The organism is [Scytonema hofmanni] UTEX 2349 (assembly GCF_000582685.1).
Lineage (GTDB): Bacteria > Cyanobacteriota > Cyanobacteriia > Cyanobacteriales > Nostocaceae > Hassallia > Hassallia hofmanni.
Map to the genome: position 1 here is coordinate 1,367,420 of NZ_KK073768.1, position 16,046 is coordinate 1,383,465.

The 16,046-nt window shown below is 40.4% G+C and carries 16 protein-coding genes and 1 pseudogene; 8 read left to right on the plus strand and 9 right to left on the minus strand.

Annotation, left to right across the window (positions count from 1 at the left end):
• The 5 genes and pseudogenes from TOL9009_RS0111230 to TOL9009_RS0111250 form a co-directional block, all read left to right on the plus strand.
• A pseudogene (locus TOL9009_RS0111230) lies at positions 1–209 on the plus strand (IS5/IS1182 family transposase); the annotation flags it as partial.
• Positions 210–419: 210 nt separating this feature from the next.
• Positions 420–698: a type II toxin-antitoxin system ParD family antitoxin gene (locus TOL9009_RS0111235; RefSeq protein WP_260675878.1), complete on the plus strand. Its 279-nt coding sequence runs from the start codon at positions 420–422 to the stop codon at positions 696–698.
• A 143-nt stretch (positions 699–841) separates the two neighbouring features.
• Entirely contained in the window at positions 842–1,123 is a 282-nt protein-coding gene (locus TOL9009_RS0111240; protein WP_029632890.1) for a hypothetical protein, read from the plus strand.
• 67 nt (positions 1,124–1,190) lie between these two features.
• Positions 1,191–1,457 (plus strand): type II toxin-antitoxin system ParD family antitoxin, encoded by a 267-nt coding sequence (locus TOL9009_RS0111245; protein WP_029632891.1) that lies wholly within the window; start codon positions 1,191–1,193, stop codon positions 1,455–1,457.
• A gap of 7 nt (positions 1,458–1,464) precedes the next feature.
• Positions 1,465–1,764: a type II toxin-antitoxin system RelE/ParE family toxin gene (locus tag TOL9009_RS0111250; protein WP_029632892.1), complete on the plus strand. Its 300-nt coding sequence runs from the start codon at positions 1,465–1,467 to the stop codon at positions 1,762–1,764.
• A gap of 384 nt (positions 1,765–2,148) precedes the next feature.
• Here the strand turns inward: TOL9009_RS0111250 and TOL9009_RS38870 are convergent, their stop codons facing one another.
• From TOL9009_RS38870 to TOL9009_RS0111275, 5 genes are all read right to left on the minus strand, one after another.
• Positions 2,149–5,964, minus strand: a complete 3,816-nt coding sequence (locus tag TOL9009_RS38870) for a caspase family protein (RefSeq protein WP_038296289.1) — start codon at positions 5,962–5,964, stop codon at positions 2,149–2,151.
• Positions 5,965–6,385: 421 nt separating this feature from the next.
• Positions 6,386–7,255, minus strand: coding sequence for an ABC transporter substrate-binding protein (locus TOL9009_RS0111260; RefSeq protein WP_029632893.1), 870 nt, complete (start codon positions 7,253–7,255; stop codon positions 6,386–6,388).
• A 296-nt stretch (positions 7,256–7,551) separates the two neighbouring features.
• Complete coding sequence (locus tag TOL9009_RS0111265) at positions 7,552–8,334, minus strand: ABC transporter ATP-binding protein (RefSeq protein WP_029632894.1); 783 nt, start codon at positions 8,332–8,334, stop codon at positions 7,552–7,554.
• A gap of 179 nt (positions 8,335–8,513) precedes the next feature.
• Complete coding sequence (locus TOL9009_RS0111270) at positions 8,514–9,542, minus strand: FecCD family ABC transporter permease (RefSeq protein WP_038296290.1); 1,029 nt, start codon at positions 9,540–9,542, stop codon at positions 8,514–8,516.
• A gap of 394 nt (positions 9,543–9,936) precedes the next feature.
• The gene (locus TOL9009_RS0111275; RefSeq protein WP_029632896.1) at positions 9,937–10,521 is read right to left on the minus strand and encodes a molybdenum cofactor guanylyltransferase; all 585 of its coding nucleotides are present in this window, start codon (positions 10,519–10,521) and stop codon (positions 9,937–9,939) included.
• 87 nt (positions 10,522–10,608) lie between these two features.
• On the opposite strand from TOL9009_RS0111275, the gene TOL9009_RS0111280 reads away from it, so the two are divergent.
• Positions 10,609–10,800, plus strand: coding sequence for a hypothetical protein (locus TOL9009_RS0111280; protein WP_029632897.1), 192 nt, complete (start codon positions 10,609–10,611; stop codon positions 10,798–10,800).
• Positions 10,793–11,146 carry a type II toxin-antitoxin system PemK/MazF family toxin gene (locus tag TOL9009_RS0111285; RefSeq protein ID WP_029632898.1) on the plus strand — a complete coding sequence of 118 codons (354 nt, stop codon included), beginning with the start codon at positions 10,793–10,795 and terminating at the stop codon, positions 11,144–11,146. Before TOL9009_RS0111280 ends, TOL9009_RS0111285 begins: the two co-directional genes overlap by 8 nt.
• Positions 11,147–11,661: 515 nt before the next feature.
• Here TOL9009_RS0111285 and TOL9009_RS0111290 read toward each other — a convergent pair.
• The 3 genes from TOL9009_RS0111290 to TOL9009_RS49240 form a co-directional block, all read right to left on the minus strand.
• Positions 11,662–13,740, minus strand: a complete 2,079-nt coding sequence (locus TOL9009_RS0111290) for a thioredoxin domain-containing protein (protein WP_029632899.1) — start codon at positions 13,738–13,740, stop codon at positions 11,662–11,664.
• Positions 13,741–13,891: 151 nt separating this feature from the next.
• A complete protein-coding gene (locus tag TOL9009_RS47180; RefSeq protein ID WP_186227535.1) occupies positions 13,892–14,047 on the minus strand; it encodes a hypothetical protein in 156 nt (51 codons plus the stop codon).
• Between the two features lie 85 nt (positions 14,048–14,132).
• Complete coding sequence (locus TOL9009_RS49240) at positions 14,133–14,255, minus strand: hypothetical protein (protein ID WP_260675879.1); 123 nt, start codon at positions 14,253–14,255, stop codon at positions 14,133–14,135.
• A gap of 131 nt (positions 14,256–14,386) precedes the next feature.
• On the opposite strand from TOL9009_RS49240, the gene clpP reads away from it, so the two are divergent.
• Positions 14,387–15,001, plus strand: a complete 615-nt coding sequence (gene clpP, locus TOL9009_RS0111305) for an ATP-dependent Clp endopeptidase proteolytic subunit ClpP (RefSeq protein ID WP_029632900.1) — start codon at positions 14,387–14,389, stop codon at positions 14,999–15,001.
• Positions 15,002–15,184: 183 nt separating this feature from the next.
• Here clpP and TOL9009_RS0111310 read toward each other — a convergent pair whose 3' ends face one another.
• On the minus strand, positions 15,185–15,991 hold the full coding sequence (locus TOL9009_RS0111310) for a hypothetical protein (protein WP_029632901.1): 807 nt from the start codon (positions 15,989–15,991) through the stop codon (positions 15,185–15,187).
• Between the last annotated feature and the right edge of the window lie 55 nt (positions 15,992–16,046).

Sequence of the window (16,046 nt, forward strand, 5' to 3'; positions counted from 1 at the left end):
ATCGAGTGATGGCGAAACTTTCCCACACTTCTCTTACTGCAATTGCTATTACTTTTTTAGTGATGAATCTTTCTACTCACCTGTCGCGGGTTTTTTATGCTTTTTTATGTCTATTTTTGAAAACTGCACCTTTTATGCAGTTTCGCATAACTGAAAATTATGATTTTGTTATTTATAAACAACAAAAGCTTATCTTTGATTTTACTTGAATAACTAGTCAACCCAAAAGAATTGCTTTTTCATACTTTTTCAGCAAACCCTAATTAGGTATGAGTTACGAATTTTTTGATTAGACGTTCCACTGGTTATCGAATTTTCTTATCAGAACCGTTGGGACGTAGACGGGATGAACTTTCTCCTATTTTACGCAGTGGATGATTATAGGAAATTGCTAGAATAATAAAACGCTGGTAGTAAAAATGTACGATGAGCAAATGAATATATCGGTTGATCCTACTCACGAGCAATTTGTTATATCTAAAATTGAAAGCGGAAAATACGCGAACGCAGATGAAGTAATTGCTGCTGCATTGCAATTGTTGGAAGAACAGGAACAATATATTCTTTGGTTAAATGATACTCGCCAAAAAGTAGCAGTTGGTTTGGAAGAAATTGAACGAGGTGATGTTCTAGATACCGAAGTTGTCATCAACCAACTCAAAGAGAAATTGCTTCAAAAACGCGAGGCTGAAACATGAGTCGTTCCACTATCTCTCAAACTGCAAGCAGAGATTTGGTTGAGATTTTAGATTATTTTACAAATATTATTTTAGAGGCTTTGAAGACCCACTTACTTATAATGAGAATATAGAAAAACACTAAAATAAAAACAGGTGTAATTATGCAGGCTATTTTTTGGAGTGTTGAAGAAGTTGCTCAAAGAGCCAAACAATTTTACGAGGGGATTCGTTCAGAGGTTGAACATGGTGATAATATTGGCAAGATGATTGTGATTGATGCTGAAACAGGCGAATATGGAATTGATAAAAGTGGTGTTGAATCAGCATTAAGGTTAAAGCAGAAGAATCCCAACGCTAGATTATTTACTATGCGAATTGGCTATGATGTTGCGTTTAGTTTTGGTGGTGCTTCTATTCTACGAGACCATACGCGAACGCAATGACAGGAAAGAAAAGCGATCGCAATATCCCCAACACTTATTTTCACGCAATCAAGTAGGATTCCTATATATGAGTATCTCCCTGACTCCTGAATTAGAGCAATTTATCCAAAGTCAAATTGCTAGCGGTAAATATGCTTCGACTGAGGACGTGATTATTGCAGGTATTAAACTACTGGAGGAAAGGGAAAGGATTTATAAGGGTAGATTTGAGGAATTGAAACGGGAAATTGCCATCGGAGTAGAACAACTCGAACGTGGGGAACGACTTGACGGTAGAGAAGTAATTGAAAAACTGCGTCAGAAAAACCAAGCAATGAGAAAAGCTGAGGCGTAGTATATTAATGGGCATTTACTTTGTATCACCTCAAGCAGCGCAAGATTTGCAAGAAATTCACGATTATTTGTTCGTAAAAAATCCAGATACAGCTAACAAGTTTTTGGATGCTATGGCTCAAAAGTTTGAGATACTGGCAAATTTCCCCAATATGGGACGCAGACGTGATGAACTTTCTCCGATTTTACGCAGTTTCCCTGTGGATGATTATTTAATTTTTTATCGTCCCATTGCAGATGGAATTGAAATTACACGAGTTGTTAGTGGATATCGGGATTTGGATGCATTGTTTGATCAAGAGTCATAGATTGCACTCCTATATCATTACAAGCCAAGCAAAAACATGTAATTGACAAATAGCGATCGCCTAAATATTAAGTAAGGGAACACCAAAAAATAAATTACCCAATAAACATTGATTGGTACTAATTTACGTAATTCTTACCAAACCTACAAATGTAAAAATGGCGATTCCGCAAAAATACTATACAATCCGGTTTGATTGATGAACACGCATTATTGTTTGTAGGGTGTGTTAGCGCAGAAAGTACGGCACTATTTTTAAGGGGAGGAGTGCGTTACGATGTTCCGTCTAACACAACGAAGCCTAAAGGGGGAGGAACATCCACACCCCTTTTTGCCTTCCCTACGTATATTTTCACGCAATCAAATCGGATTGCTGTAGTTAGAGTCAGTGTTTGTTAACAGCTACAGTTTGACTGCTTCGGGTTTGAGTAGTTGGCTGTGGTTGGGGAGAACGATTCCGCAAAATAGAGACAGCAACACCTGCTATAAATAATGCAATTATTGTAATAATTGCGCTACTAATTAGCAGTGGATTTTGGGTTTTTGAGGGAGTCTCAGCTGGTTTTGGTGTGGTGTTTTGTTCAGGTTCTGCAATCTCGGCATTTGTAGCTGATGCTGCTGGTGGTTGATTTTCCGGATGGGGAAATTCGTAAAGCGCTCTAGATAGTGCAGCTAACCCGGCAGGATGAGTAAAGTAGGTGAGGTGATCGCAAGCGGCATCGGGTGGTAATATTCTTGGTTGAGGCTTACGCTTAGAATTAACGCTCTTGATACTAGCCAAAGTCACCGCTATATCATTCGGCTGAGTAAAAAACGCCATATCTACAACTTTATTTACAGATGCACCAAACATTCTATCCATCAGTTGTTTGAGTGGATTGATTTGTTTATCTGCTTGCAGTGCCATAGCTGTAGGCATCACCGATCTGTCACCGGCAATAATTGTATAAAGAACACCAGGATCGGGATTTTCGGCAAGCTGTTTCAAAATAGGTGAATCTGGCTGCATTTGCTCCAGAGAGTTATCATTATTTTCCAGAACTTTCAGCAACTCTGCTACTATTTTTGTGGGCCAAACTATTGTCGAAAGTTGATTCAACCCGATACCAAGAGCGGTAAAAACCCAATCCTGTATAGCTGCCCAAGGTGAACCTGCATTTGGTGTGCCTAACATAATTAAGTGTTGCACAACTTGATTGCCACCTTCGCGTTCGATAAACCAGCGAGAAACCAAACCACCCATTGAGTGAGCAACAATATGCAATTGTTTACCGTGGTTTGCTCCCAAGCCAATTTCTTGCAATTTTTCCCCTAAAAACTTGGCGTTTTCTTCAATTGTAGTTTTGATATTTTCATAGTCAAATGCCAAAACTACGTCATAACGCTCTTTAATTGAAAGCAGTTTTCCCTCGACTTCCACAAAAGCGTGATTAACGCTGGGAACCATACTTGCAGTGTCACCAACAATTCCATGAACGTAGAGGATAATTTTCTTTGCTTGCGCTACTCGCGCTTTAATTATCTCCTTATCTTTTTGGTAGGTTACTTTGTCTTTTTCGTCAACTTCAGCTATGGCTAAAATTGGATATTCAAATGGACTTCCTAGTTTTTGGCTAACTATTCTTTCAAAGAAAATCCGAATTGATCCGTTTATGCTGCGAGTACTGATTGTTGGCTTTGGCAACCTTTCTAAGCTAATTTTCGTTTTGCCATCTGCCACTTGCGAACCTCTTCCTAATGGTAAGAAAAACTGTCCATCATAAGCAAACGGTAAAAGATGTTCATTCTCTGCTAATTGAGTATCAACTAGTAATTCTAGTGGTGCTGCTGCTGTAACAACAGTGTGATCTACCACGTCACTTAACTCTAAAGCACTCAAGCCGGGATCGCTACCTCGGCTAGTAGTAAATTGAAAGGATTCAGTAAAACGAGGTTGTTGGCGCAAAATCGCAGGTAAAATTAAATTGCCTAAATCTCTGCTTGCTTGCGGTACAGTGCTGAGATTAACTTTTGCTTGTAAACTCGGATGTGGCTGTACTTCAACTACACCATTTTGTAATGGGATGCTACTATCAGATTGAATTGCTCTGGCATCTTGCGGACGGATTATGGTCAGAGTAACTTCTCGTGTCATCCAATCATCATTATTACCTTTGTTTCTCACAGCTTCGCGACTATTAACACCTGCCATTAAATTATTAAAAGTGCTTTGATTTTCTCCGAGTGAACGAGTTTTAGAAACTGGTGTTAATCCATCTTGCTGAAGAACGTTGGCATCAAATTCAGTTGTGCTAACAATCAGCTTGAATATATCTTTGTATTCTGTAATTCCCTGTTCCAAAAATGCATCGGGAATGCAAAAGCCCAAATCATCAAAACTGAGAATTGTGTTGCTTTCTTCGGAATTCTTGGGTGCAATTCTAATGCTACTTTTCTGGTCGAAAAACGGAACATCAACAGCGTAGCTTTCGGAAAGGTCTAGTACGTTGCAGTAAAGAACTTTATCGCTATTATTCGTTAGTTTTATTTGGATACCTGGTGGCTTCCATTCATCACCTTCATAGGTGTATTCTACCCGCATTTCTGATGATGATATTTGAGAATTATCCGCTCCGGGAGTAATTTCTTGCTGTCCAGAAAGGAGAATAATCTCCATTGTGACATCATCGGGTTTGAGGCGACTAGTAGGAGGACTCTGAAGTTCAAGAATGTTAGTCCAACGTGCGATATGTTCCAAACGCAGAATTGCTGTGGCGGCATTTTCTGGGGTATAATCTGCTTGATTTGAATTTTCTGGAATTGCTTCTACTAAAGGACGCTCATCTTGTGGCTGTGTAATCCAATACTGATTGTTGCGGGCTACTAACTGGTAATCTGCGTCTGTAGGTTCGTCTACTTGACTGACATACAATGAAGGTTGAGCATTGAGTGTAGATGTTTGTAATGCAAGTTTTGCTAATTCTACGCCTGCTGCTTCACCTTTTATGTAAACTTTTAATGGCGGTAATGGTAAACTTGTAACTACTGCCCAATAAGTTTCAGTTTCAGATAAGCGATCGCCAGCTTTGCTAATTTCTACTTTGCTGCGTTGCGGTAATACTTGCGTAACTCGTGCTTCACCTAAAGCTTGGGAAAGTTCACTTAACTGTTCTAAACTACTTGCGGCAGGAAAAATTGCTAATAAAGTATCTCCACCTTTGGAGGGTTTGGGAATACCGTGTAAAGCACCTGCGTCAATTATCCAACTATTATCGTTCTGGCTGCGGGTCAAGGTAAAGTAATTAGGACGCTCTTTGATTGCACCACCTAAGAAAGGTTGGTCTAAATCTTTCGGATTTGTGGCTTCTACTTGGGGTGATTGTTCCTTAACTTTACCAGTTACCAACGCATTGAGATTTCTCGCTAAATCTCGATAAGTCATGCTACTATTAGTGCGCCGGAGAGTTTGTAATAAGAAGTAAGAAAAAGCTCCTCTAGGTTGACCGTCGTCTCCTTTGTATTCTTTCGCCAACTCATAATCACGACAAGCGGAAAACATGACGTGTTTGCCTTTTGGCAATAGTACCCCAGTTCTTTTCGCATCTAAGGTACGTGAAGAATTCAATAATTCATTTAATGCTGTTGTGTCTTCCGCAAAAATAAAGCTGCTTAACGGACGTTCTCGTGAGTCTATAGGAGAACGACGCACTCTAATTTCTGGTGATAAATCTCTGGTTCCCGAACCTGAGTGACAGCAGTCGAGAATGATGACGACATGAGGGTTATTCTCTGCAACTTTCGAGATTAGATAGGCTATTTCTTTATCTGCTAAGTCTCGACCATTTGCTGTACGGCTATCGTAGCAAACTAAGCTTTCATCTAAACGATCTGGTTCTAAATGCCAAAATTCTTCTGGTGCTTTCTCTTGAGCGCCATGACCTGCATAATAAAACAAGACTACATCTTCACTGTCAGAATGACACAGATGCTGTAAAAAGCCGTTGATCACTGCTTGACGAGTAGCTTGTTCATTGGTGAGTATCCAAGATTGGTTAGTGGGTTCAACTAGTTTCCATTCTCCATCTTTAGTGAGGCGATCGCGCAAATAAGCTTCTACCGCTTTGATGTCATTAACACAACCTTTCAATGAGGGAATTTGTTGTGTAGATGTTGGATCGTATTCGTCAATACCAACCAAAAGTGCGTAAATGTTGTTAGCCATGTTTACCCTACTTTATGGAACTTTTTGACATCCTAGTTTTGCTACGGTTGCATTTTTTGTAGCAAACCTACATACAATCTCAATAGGTTTCAGCACAATCAAATTATGCACTTTATAGACATAAGAAGTGAAAAATAATGTAGAGACGTAGCATTGCTACGTCTTTTAGATTGCTAATTTGATAAATAACTTAAATAAACTTAAATAAAATTAATTTCGTAGATGTTTGAAAAGTTTTGGGCGAATATAATTCGCTACTACACAGGCAAAGTCCGCCTGCGCGGACTAACACAAAATCAAGGCTTTCTAACCCACGGAGGTGGGTTTTGTCTGTGTAGCCGCGATTTCCAATCGCCAAGGCTGTATTAATTGAGACTTTTCAAACACCCTCTAATATAAGCGATGAATCGCTTACTACGATTTATAAAACCTGCTTTAACTGCTTGCAGGCTTTTTCAATCGCATCTATACTACCTGGATTCACTAATCCATAATAATCAAAAACGTAAACGCGGTTATTTTTAGTCGCTTTTAGTTCTTTCCAAAAAGCTTCTTTTTTAAACGAATCTAAAAGCGCTGCATCGGTTTGTTGTGGAGAATTTACAACAATTATTACATCTGGATTTGTTTGTATAATTTTCTCTGGTGAAAGCGTTACATATCCACCTATTGGACTACTACCTTGTAAGGAAGCTGCTAGATTTGTTGTCGAAAATTTCCCCAGCAAATCGCCAGCCCAACTATTTTTATTTGGTGCTAAAATTGGTTGGCGACTGACTAAAACTAAAGTTGATAATGTCGGATTTTGCTTTTCTGGTAAAAAGGTTTTATAGCGGTTTAATAATGGCTGCGGATCGGCATCAATGCTAAACGCAAGTGTTTTCGTAAGTTCTTGTAATGATTCCCAGGTCTTTACTTGGGTAAGATATATAGGAATTCCTAGTTGCTTCAGTTTGTCAGTTGTTTGATTAGAAAAACCTTCCGCACCAATTACTAAATCTGGTTTGAGAGCCACTATTTTTTCTAAATTAGGTGGATTTTGTCCTTCACTGACATGAGGAAGTTTCTGGAATTGCGGATTATCTTTAAATAATTTGCTTCCTGTAATGCCGACAAGTTTTGTTTGGTCGAGTTGAGATATAATATCTGCTGCAAGTGAGCTAAGAGCTACAACTTTTTTGGCTGTTTGATTTATGTTTGTGGTTGGTGGTTGTGTGCTTGCGGTGGTGCAACCAAGTAAAAGGAAGCTTAATAATATTGCGAAGATTGATGAGATGTAACGATTATACATGTTTTTAAATTTTAAACGAACCGCAGAGGCGCAGAGAGCGCAGAGGAAGTTTCACGAATTATTTAGAACTGTCTTATGAGCATAATGATTTTATTGTATATAAAAAAAGAGCGAGTAAACATATGTCAAATTCTCCTAAGAATATCTGACTGTGTTACTCGCTTGGTTCTATACAAGGTTTATTTAAAATCTTTCTCTGATAATAGTTTTATAGTGTAAAAAAAACTTGTCTTCTCAAATACAAATAGGTAAATTTTATACAAATGAAGAATCTTAACAATAATACATAAGTTAAACTAATCTTTCATTGCTGCTAGAGGACAAATCTGCAAACCTACTGGTGTTTCTAAAATTACAACTTCTACACCCAAAACATCAGCTAAATTTGCAGGTGTTAATATTTCTTTGGGTTTTCCCACAGCAAAGATTTTTCCTTGAGATAAAAGTGCAAGTCGTGTACTATATCTTGCGGCTAAATTGACATCGTGCAGAACTGTAATAATGGTTAAATCCTGTTGATTTAGTTGTTTTAGTAGTTCGAGTAATTCGAGTTGATAGCGAATATCTAAATAAGTTGTGGGTTCATCTAAGAGCAAAATTTGCGGATCTTGAGCTAAAGCAAGCGCTAAAAATGCGCGTTGTCGTTCTCCTCCTGATAATTCTTCGACAAAGCGATCGCTATACAATCCATCCATCTGCGTTAATTGCAATGCGGTTTCTACTTTCGCTTTATCTTCTGCGTTAAGTGAGTATTGCCACCAAGGTTGATAGGGTGTACGTCCTAATGATACCAGTTGCCGCACCGTTAAACCACTGGGAATTGTTTGCTGTTGTGGTAATAATGCTAAGTTTTGTGCGACAACCGACGCGGGTTGACTGTGAATGGCTTTACCATCTAACAATACAGTTCCCTGTTGTGGCTTCAGTAACCGACTGATAAGTTTTAGTAGTGTCGATTTTCCCGAACCATTGGCACCAACTAAACTTAACCATTCTCCTGTTTTTATTGTTAGGCTGATTTCTTGGACAATTGGTTTGGTTGTGTAACCACCGCTCAGATTTTGTGTTTCTAAAAGCATCTTATTTTTTGTTGGTTGATAGTTGATAGTTGTTGGTTGATAGTTGTTGGTTGATAGTTGTTGGTTGATAGTTGTTGGTTGATAGTTGTAAAAAAGTATTCATAACCCCTAATCACCATTCACTATCCACCATCCACTATCCACCATCCACTAACAACTATCCACCATCCACTAACTCTTCAAATTCCAGATTTTCGGTTATACAATAACCAAATAAATAAAGGTGAACCAAGTAAAGCTGTAACTGCACCAACAGGTAATTCTACCGCACCCAAGCGCGAAAGCAAATCGGCTGCGGTGAGAACTAAAGCACCTCCAATTGCGCTTAATGGTAAAACTGCGCGGTAATCTGTACCTACCAAAAGGCGGATACCGTGAGGTACAATTAAGCCGACGAAGCCGATTAATCCCCCAATACTGACTGCACCGGCGGCTAGAAGTGTAGCGACTCCACCGATTAAAATGCGATCGCGCAACAAGTTTACTCCTAAACTCACTGCTAATTCATCACCCAAATTTAACAAGTTGACGGCACGCGCTAACAAGCATCCCAGTAATAAGGCTACGCTAATATAAGTTCCAGCAACTGTTACTTCATTCCATCCGCGCCCATTCAAACTACCAATCAACCAACTTAAGGCAGTTTGTATTCTACCATCTTCTGCCATCAATAATAATACAGATTGAATCGCCCCAAATAAGGAACTGACGGCAACTCCACCTAAAATTAACCGCTCGATTGATATACCTTCACGACTGCGAGCTAATAAATAAACAATAATTGTTGTTAATAATCCACCTACCCAAGCTGCTAAGGGAATCCAACTCAAAAAGACTCCGAAGCTTAACATGGTTATGGCAAACAAACCCGCTCCCGCAGAAATACCGAGTAAGAAGGGGTCGGCTAGTCCGTTACGTAACATTCCTTGCAGCAGTGAGCCAGACATTCCCAAAGCTGCACCTACAAGCATTGCTGCTAAGATGCGCGGTAAACGTAAGTCCCAAATAATTGTTTGATTTAGGGGATCGCCTGTTTTTGTCAGTGCTTGCCAGATTTGAGCAGTCGTCATTGATACTGCTCCAAATGAGAGGGAAATGCCGACGATTATAATTAAGGCGATAGTTAGAAGTAATGTACCTACAATTAGGCGATCGCTTTCAATTATTTTTCCTAGTCGATCCGGAAGCCGCAACTTAAATGCTCCCATTTATCTGATAGTAAATTATCAATAATTTTCTCTAATCATTATAGAGCTTACGCATTAACCTGACGCGGCGATACTCACTTGACACTCCCTGACAAAAGTCATGTTCAATTCAGTACTTTAGTCTCAGGTTAGGTCATGACTTTTATCCCTTGTGATTATTTATCGCAATCTTTTATATTGACACAGTAGAGTCAATACATCAAGTTAAGCACAAAACACCCAACCCATCTAAAAACAAGGGCTGGGTATTTTTTTTTTGAGCAACACGCAAAAGTACAATATACAGCAGATTGCGTTTTTATTGAATACACGTAGAGACGTTCCGGCGGAACGTCTTTACAGGGTTTTGGGTTTTATGCATGTACCTCCTAAACCTGAAATATGCTGTATAAGCTTAATTTAAATTAGCTAAATCCTCTGGTGTATTGCAATTAAATAGCATTCCTGGTTCTGTAACGGGTAAAAGTTGCACAGAATGTTGATTAAGCCACTGCTGAAACGATCGCCCGCCTTGATTGATATACTCATTTAAATTAGGTAAACAATTGCGGCGATAAAAACCACATAACGGTTCCCATCCTTTGATATGATGCGCTAAAGTGGCGATCGCATCCATTGCCACATCATCAAGTTGATTTGCCCATTCTTGCAAAACTTCAACTCGCAAATTCGGCAAATCGCACGCTAATAATAATACCCAATCTGTTTGTACTTGCGCTAGTCCTTGAGCAAATCCGATTAATGGTCCACCAGATAAAGGCGCTTCTTTTATAAACTGGCAGTTAGGCGGTAATATGTCTTGATAGCGTTCTTCCCAAGGTGTGACAACATAAACTGTAGCTGCACAATCTTCAGCAATCTGATAAATTCTTTGCAATAACGGCACACCTTGAATCAAAATCAAAGCTTTATCCTCACCCATGCGAGAACTCTTTCCCCCAGCTAAGATTATCGCAGTTAATTCGCTACGAGTTGTCATCGATTTACCAAGAATACCGAAAAGGTTAAATCATGAGCATTGAACTCACGTTATATTATCCTTTAAGAGTATCTGAAAAAAGTAGCTATGACTGGTTCATCACAAGAACTTTTAAGTACCTTTGATAGTCTGACTGAATCAGAAAGGCTGGAAATTGCTGCGGAAATTTTGAAACGTGTTATTCAGTTAGACTTTCCACCTTTATCAGATGAGGATTTAGTTGGGAATGCTGAAGAACTTTTTTTAGAGTTAGACAATCAAGAATCTGATTATGAGTAGTCCCGAACGCGGAGAAGTTTGGCTTGTCGATTTGGGTTACACGGCAAAAGTCAGACCATGCTTAGTTATCAGCATTCCTGTTACTAAGTCAGACCGTGCGTTAGCGACTCTTATTCCTCACACAACTAGCTTACGAGGTTCAAGATTCGAGGTGGAAGTCGAAGTAAACTTCCTTCGTCGAGCAGGAGTATTTGATGTGCAGAATATTATTACAATTCCTCATGCAAAACTCCTACGAAAATTGGGAAGCTTGACACTCGAACAACTAGCGCAAGTAGAGAAAGTATTACTCTTTTGGTTGGGATGTGAGGAAATAAGTTCTGAGAATAAAGAAGACGAAGAGTAGCAATTAACGATAACTCAAGTTAAAACGTTAGGACTTACGCACTCCTTACCAGAAAACAAGACTTTGAGATTGCTTCCTTGCGTCGCAATGACGGAAACACGTGGTCCGTGCGTAAGTCCTGTAGTTCACAAAACAAGTGCGTTGGTTAAGAATACAAGTACGTTGGTTAAGAATACAAGTACGTTGGTTAAGAATACAAGTACGTTGGTTAAGAATACAAGTCGTTTGGTTCAGAACACAAGTCCGTTGGTTCAGAACACAAGTCGTTTGGTTCAGAACACAAGTCGTTTGGTTCAGAACACAAGTCGTTTGGTTCAGAACACAAGTATTTTGGTTCAAACACAAGTATTTTGGTTCACAATGCATCGGGTATTGCCTTTCTTTAATTTGCACTGCTATTAATAGACATAGGAGATAAATTAATTATGCGTTGCCCGAAACCCTTGATTAGACGTAGCATTGCTACGTCTCTACATTGTTTTCTACCAGATGTCTAATGAAATACTGTGCTTAGTTCATCCCCGCATTTGACTTTGCTGAACTTGCTGCAATAACTGCTCGATACTTTCAGCTGCTGGCAGACATTTCAAACCTTGGCAAACTAATCCTACACTGCGCTCTGGTAATTTAGATACGCTGGTAAACACAGCCGTAGGCAAATATTTGGAAATCAGAATATTTATCTGTTCGCTTGTGGTGCGAATCAAAGTCGAGTTACGATACCAATCTAGAGCTGCAAACAAACTCGGACAAGCTTGAGGAGCGCGAGTCATTACAGCTCGAAAAGCTTTTAACCCTTGTTCAGCTAAATCGAGATAATGCAAATTATCAGTCAAAAGCGCCAACCGCACAAGATTAGCGATCGCTATTCCATTCGCTGCTGGTGTAGCATTATCTACATAACTGCGTTCCCGTACAATTAAATCTTGACTTGCGTCACTAGATGTGTTGTAATAACCACCTAACTCAACACTTAAAAGATATTCGTCAAATTCATCTTGGAGAGCGATCGCTTTTTCTAACCAAAACGTTTGATTAGGCGAACAAGCGTGTAAATCCAATAATGCTTTAATAAAAAAAGCGTAATCTTCAGATTGAGCTAACACGCTCGGAGACAATTGGTAATTTAATCGATGGAAACGCCCATCAACAAACTGATTATCTAAGATAAAGTTTGCCGCTCGTGTTGCTAGTTCTAAATAAGACGGTTGTTGAAATACTCTATAAGCTACTGCCAAACCGGAAATCATCAAGCTATTCCAAGCGACAATCATCTTTGTATCTGTGACTGCGGGAATGCGTCCTTGCCAGTTTAGCGTTTTTGCTTCTTCGTTGTTACGTGCGGGAGGAAAAGTTTCAAGTGACTCAGATGTTGCACCATAGCGAGCAACAAAAAGCTTGGAAAGTGCATTTTCTACGGTATCACTTAATTCTTTTGCATAACGCCTTTGCAACACATTATTACCTTCAAAGTTACCATTAGGCGTTACAGTCAACTGCTGTTGTAATTCCGTTAGTTCTTCAGCAGTCAGCAATTGTTGTAATTCTTTATAATTCCAGATGTAAAAGGCTCCTTCCTCTGGTTCAGCTTCTGTTGGTGTTGTAAAAGTGTCAGCATCTTGAGATGCAAAGAAATAACCTTCAGGAGCGGTCATTTCCCGACTTAACCATTTGACAGTTAGAGCGATCGCTCTAGTAAAAGCCGGCTCTTCTACTCCTGCGCTCCACAAAGACGCCAGATATTCGACAATCTGACCATTGTCGTAAAGCATCTTTTCAAAATGCGGTACAGTCCAAGTAGGATCAACCGTGTAACGGTGAAAGCCACCACCTACATGATCGAAAATACCGCCGAGTGCTAAATCTAACCCTCGCTGAGTACAAACTTCCTTGCCATTGTACCTTGATTGATTTTCGCCATCATCAGAAAAAGAAAATCTAGTTCCCCGTAGCGCTAATTCCGCATAGGGAATCATCGGGAACCGATTACCTTGTTGATCCGAAGTAATTATAACTGTGCTAGTTTCCCAGCCTTGCCGTAATAATTGATCATCCTGTGTGCTTGTGCCATCATCTAATTGCAAAACCGCAGAAGTCAGCAGCGACTCTAAAATTACCGCTTTGCGTTCACGCAAGTCATCTTTTTCGGTATCATAATAACGGCGCAGCGATTGCAAAACTTGTAAAAAGCCAGGACGACCAAAGCGCGGATCGACAGGGAAATAAGTGCCAGCATAAAACGGTACTAAATCCTCTGGAGAAAGAAAGACATTTAGGGGCCAGCCTCCTTGACCGTTGCTCATCATCTGCAAAGACTGCATATAAATGCTATCGATGTCCGGTCTTTCTTCGCGGTCTACTTTAATTGGGAGAAAATTAGCGTTCATGTATTCGGCGATCGCCAAATCTGAAAACGCCTCACCTTCCATCACAGTACACCAGTGGCAGCTAGAGTAGCCAATCGAAAGAAAAATCGGTTTATTCTGGGTTTTTGCACTTAAAAGTGCTTCATCACACCAAGTCCACCAATCAATTGGGTTTTCGCTGTGTTTGCGGAGGTAGAGACTCTTGGCTAGAGCAAGGCGATTCGTCATGATTGAGAAAGCGGTAGTTACATTACCTTCTTTGCTCAGTCTAATACTATTTCACTTCATGGGGGAGGGGGAAAGGGCAAAGGAAAAAACACCCATCCAATTTCTTCCCCTTTCCCCCTTTTCATAATGACAGCTGCTCCCATCTCTACCTTTATGGCAGAGAGCGAAATACCCAGCTAACCATTGGTACCGGCTTTGTATTTAAAGATGATTCTGTCTGAGTATGAATATTAGTATTTTGGCTAAGTCCCGCTAACAAATGAAGTAGAAACGTGATGATAGCGGCTTGCAAAAATTTTTGTAGCATGGCAGACTCCTGTGTCTTCGGGTGGATGGCATTTGCACTCTTGGTTGATTACCCCGATTGCACCTCGTACTATCGATTTACGACTTTAGGCAGATTCATCCGGATGATTATTACTAAAAATGGGCATGGGGCATGGGGCATGGGGCATGGTATGAGTGAAATACGCGATCGCTTCTTTAATTCCCATTGCCCATTGCCCATTGCCCATTGCCCATTGCCCATTGCCCAATGCCCATTGCCCCATGCCCAATGCCCATTCCCCAGTTGGAGAGTAATTACCGAAACCAATTAAGGGCTGTAATCGATAAAATATATTTAAAATAGCTATAAGTACGCTAAATGATTCCTATCGTTATTGAACAATCGGGTCGGGGCGAACGTGCCTTTGATATCTACTCACGGCTGTTACGTGAGCGCATCATCTTTTTGGGACAACAAGTTGATAGCAATCTGGCAAACTTGATTGTTGCCCAACTGCTGTTTTTAGATGCAGAAGATGCGGAGAAGGACATTTATATGTACATTAATTCTCCGGGTGGTTCGGTGACAGCTGGTATGGGGATATTTGATACTATGAAGCACATCCGCCCAGATGTCTGTACAATTTGTACCGGATTAGCCGCAAGCATGGGTGCTTTTCTTCTCAGCGCGGGTGCCAAGGGTAAGCGGATGAGTCTACCTCATTCTCGGATTATGATTCACCAACCTCTCGGTGGTGCCCAAGGACAAGCGACTGATATTGAAATTCAAGCACGCGAAATTTTATACCACAAGCGCAAGCTAAATGAGTTTTTAGCCGAACATACAGGTCAGCCAATTGAGCGTATTACTGAAGATACCGAACGGGACTTCTTTATGTCGCCAGAGGAAGCCAAGAACTATGGCTTAATTGACTCTGTGATTGACCGTCATGCATCTGGAAGCCGTCCAATGGCTGTTGTCGGTAGCAATTAGAGCTTTGGGTAGTTATACCATTTCACGTTAATTGCGATACATATGAATCTTGTAGAGACGCGAAATTTGAGGCAGTGCGTTGCGGAGGTTCCCTCCGTTGAAGCACCTGCCGTCGCGTCTCTACAGGTCTGTATTTGTATCAAGCTTTTTCTGAAACGGTATTAGCGCTGACTACAAATTTAATTAAAATCCCGCGATGGGGTCTGCTTGAGATTCTAAATATCTGAGAAAGTCCAGTAATTCATCTTCACTGAGCAAAGTGCGTCCCAGCTTGCCATAGGTTTTTTTCAGATGCTCCTTTCCTTGTTCTTTTGTCCAACCTAAGCGCTCAATTTCGACATCGGTTTTCGCAATTACATCTGACAAGTCTATAGGTTGCCTTGTATTATTTCTGTTGCCTTTCGGACTACTTACATCTTCAAGTTGAGTATAACTGCGGGGCGTAAATTGTCTAACATTACTAGCAGCAGGCATTGGTAACGGATTCTCTTCAACTTCGCTGCTGTCGTCCACCATAGCCCAATTTTGCATCGGTATATCAAATTCTGGCTCTCGATCGCTAGTCATAGCAAAGCGAGGCTCTAAGTCTTGGTTGTAAGTGTCATTTTTAGCTGTCACCTCTGGTTGTGTAGTGGGTGCGTAAACTGGTGATGGAATTTGCCCTGAAGCGATCGCTTCTGTTTGAATCACAGAATTTACACCAGAGACAGTTGTGTTCAAAGCAGGATCAGGGTTGTTTTGCACCTGGGGTATTGATTTTGGAGATACTGTCGATTCCGATTCGGAGGAAGTCAATCCCAAAACCATCAGCGCTCGATCTCTTGCTTGATCTTCTGCTGCTTCGACTGTTTCTGCTCCTGCCATACCAGTAGCACGAATTACACCTTCAATTTGTACGCTTGCCCGGACAATATATTTTCCACAGGAAATTTGTACTAATTCCGAAATAAGACTGCCGTTGGGATACAAGCTCTGGAATTGAGCCAACATAATAGTGAAAAGGGTAAAGGGGAAAGGGGAAAGGGGAAGGGGGAAAGGGGAAGGG

Bases quoted from the DNA above. Each gene is read 5' to 3' on its own strand.
- TOL9009_RS47180 (WP_186227535.1), bottom strand. From the start codon at position 14,047: ATGCTACAAAAATTTTTGCAAGCCGCTATCATCACGTTTCTACTTCAT.
- TOL9009_RS0111285 (WP_029632898.1), top strand. From the start codon at position 10,793: ATGAGTAGTCCCGAACGCGGAGAAGTTTGGCTTGTCGATTTGGGTTAC.
- TOL9009_RS0111280 (WP_029632897.1), top strand. From the start codon at position 10,609: ATGACTGGTTCATCACAAGAACTTTTAAGTACCTTTGATAGTCTGACT.
- TOL9009_RS0111265 (WP_029632894.1), bottom strand. From the start codon at position 8,334: ATGCTTTTAGAAACACAAAATCTGAGCGGTGGTTACACAACCAAACCA.
- TOL9009_RS49240 (WP_260675879.1), bottom strand. From the start codon at position 14,255: ATGGGCAATGGGCAATGGGCAATGGGAATTAAAGAAGCGATCGCGTAT.
- TOL9009_RS0111275 (WP_029632896.1), bottom strand. From the start codon at position 10,521: ATGACAACTCGTAGCGAATTAACTGCGATAATCTTAGCTGGGGGAAAG.
- TOL9009_RS0111290 (WP_029632899.1), bottom strand. From the start codon at position 13,740: ATGACGAATCGCCTTGCTCTAGCCAAGAGTCTCTACCTCCGCAAACAC.
- TOL9009_RS0111260 (WP_029632893.1), bottom strand. From the start codon at position 7,255: ATGTATAATCGTTACATCTCATCAATCTTCGCAATATTATTAAGCTTC.
- TOL9009_RS0111250 (WP_029632892.1), top strand. From the start codon at position 1,465: ATGGGCATTTACTTTGTATCACCTCAAGCAGCGCAAGATTTGCAAGAA.
- TOL9009_RS0111245 (WP_029632891.1), top strand. From the start codon at position 1,191: ATGAGTATCTCCCTGACTCCTGAATTAGAGCAATTTATCCAAAGTCAA.
- clpP (WP_029632900.1), top strand. From the start codon at position 14,387: ATGATTCCTATCGTTATTGAACAATCGGGTCGGGGCGAACGTGCCTTT.
- TOL9009_RS0111310 (WP_029632901.1), bottom strand. From the start codon at position 15,991: ATGTTGGCTCAATTCCAGAGCTTGTATCCCAACGGCAGTCTTATTTCG.
- TOL9009_RS0111235 (WP_260675878.1), top strand. From the start codon at position 420: ATGTACGATGAGCAAATGAATATATCGGTTGATCCTACTCACGAGCAA.
- TOL9009_RS0111270 (WP_038296290.1), bottom strand. From the start codon at position 9,542: ATGGGAGCATTTAAGTTGCGGCTTCCGGATCGACTAGGAAAAATAATT.
- TOL9009_RS38870 (WP_038296289.1), bottom strand. From the start codon at position 5,964: ATGGCTAACAACATTTACGCACTTTTGGTTGGTATTGACGAATACGAT.
- TOL9009_RS0111240 (WP_029632890.1), top strand. From the start codon at position 842: ATGCAGGCTATTTTTTGGAGTGTTGAAGAAGTTGCTCAAAGAGCCAAA.